The organism is Pseudomonas sp. FG6 (assembly GCF_057809015.1).
Map to the genome: position 1 here is coordinate 1 of NZ_JBMDJD010000081.1, position 1,301 is coordinate 1,301.

The 1,301-nt window shown below is 56.0% G+C and carries 2 protein-coding genes; both read left to right on the forward strand.

Going from position 1 to position 1,301, the window contains the following annotated elements; translation table 11 throughout:
- Positions 1-85 precede the first annotated feature (85 nt).
- Positions 86-445 (forward strand): IS66 family insertion sequence element accessory protein TnpB, encoded by a 360-nt coding sequence (gene tnpB / locus ACODSJ_RS24675; protein WP_489104219.1) that lies wholly within the window; start codon positions 86-88, stop codon positions 443-445.
- Positions 446-462: 17 nt separating this feature from the next.
- The coding region (gene tnpC / locus ACODSJ_RS24680) for an IS66 family transposase (protein ID WP_489104220.1) at positions 463-1,301 on the forward strand (839 nt) is incomplete at its 3' end.

Consider the following 1,301-nt stretch of genomic DNA (forward strand, 5'->3'; position numbering starts at 1 on the left):
GTAACCGATCCACGAATCCCACATTCAAAGCCGCCACTTGATTCTGGATGCTGCGCTCCCGATCTCTTTCAGGAGCCAGCACGCCATGATGCGACCCGACGCCAAAGTCGAAAAAGTGTACCTCTACCCCAAGCCTGTCGACTTCCGAAAATCTATCGATGGCCTGGCCGCGCTGGTGGAACTGGATATCAAAGTCGCCGTATTCGACCCCGTACTTTTTGTTTTTCTCAATCGCCACCGTAACCGGGTGAAAATCCTCTATTGGGAGCGCAACGGCTTCTGTCTCTGGCTCAAGCGCCTCGAATCCGAACGTTTTAAAACTTCACCAGACGATCCCGACGAAGCCATTGTGTTGACGGTTCAGGAGCTGAATTGGCTGCTGGACGGTTTTGACCTGTGGCGCAATCGTCCACATCAGGTTTTGACGCCGCGCTTCGTCGCCTGACCCGGTATAATCCGGGCATGATTTCCATGCCCGAAGACCTTCCTGATGATCCTGCTCTGCTCAAGCAACTACTGCTTGAGGCGCTCAGTCGTGAGCAGGTAACGGCTGAGGCATACCAGACGCATATCGTCGATCTGAAAGAACAGATCAAGCTGCTACGCGACCGTTTGTTCAATCGCAAATCCGAGCAGAGTGTTGAGCCCAACACACCTCAACTGGCGCTGTTCAACGAACCTGAAAGCGAGCCGATGCCTTCAGTTGGCGACGCCGACGAAGAAGTTGTTGCCCCGACCAAGCAGCGCGGCAAACGCAAGCCTCTCTCGGCAGAACTGCCGCGCATCGAAGTCATTCACGACCTGCCCGAACACGAACTGACTTGTGCCTGCGGTTGCCGCAAGCACGTGATCAGCGAAGAAACCAGCGAGCAGTTGGATATCGTGCCGATGCAGATCCGGGTCATCAAACACATCCGCAAAGTTTACGGTTGCCGTGGCTGTGAAACGGCACCGGTCACCGCTGACAAACCGGCGCAGTTGATCGAAAAGAGCATGGCCAGCCCCAGCGTATTGGCGATGCTGCTGACCACCAAGTACGTCGACGGCCTGCCGCTGCATCGTTTTGAAAGCGTACTGAGTCGACACGGTATCGATATCCCGCGCCAAACGCTGGCACGTTGGGTGATCCAGTGCAGCGAACACTTCCAGCCCTTGTTGAATTTAATGCGCGACCGGCTGCTGGAAAGCCCGGTCATCCACTGCGATGAAACTCGCGTCCAGGTACTCAAAGAACCGGATCGCGATCCGACCAGCCAATCGTGGATGTGGGTGCAGGCCAGCGGGCCGCCGGATCGAAAAGT

Excerpts from the sequence above, each read along its gene's own strand:
- tnpB (WP_489104219.1), top strand. The coding sequence starts at position 86 with ATGATGCGACCCGACGCCAAAGTCGAAAAAGTGTACCTCTACCCCAAG.